This window comes from Bradyrhizobium sp. Kon37, assembly GCF_055807535.1.
The window spans coordinates 1-260 of the sequence record NZ_JBVVOY010000287.1; the positions used below are offsets into that span (position 1 = coordinate 1).

The window sequence follows — 260 nt, forward strand, 5'->3', positions numbered from 1 at the left end:
CGTCGATCTCAATCGCATTCCCATTATGACCTGCTGGCCGGAAGATGCCGCGCCGCTGATTACCTGGGGGCTGACAGTGACGCGCGGCCCACATAAAGAGCGGCAGAATCTGGGCATTTATCGCCAGCAGCTGATTGGTAAAAACAAACTGATTATGCGCTGGCTGTCGCATCGCGGCGGCGCGCTGGATTATCAGGAGTGGTGTGCGGCGCATCCGGGCGAACGTTTCCCCGTTTCTGTGGCGCTGGGTGCCGATCCCG

General features: G+C 60.0%; 1 protein-coding gene. It reads left to right on the top strand.

The window, feature by feature from the left end:
- Positions 1-260, top strand: a 260-nt coding sequence (locus tag AC0L3J_RS38180; protein ID WP_473350586.1) for a UbiD family decarboxylase domain-containing protein, incomplete at both ends; no start/stop codon positions are given.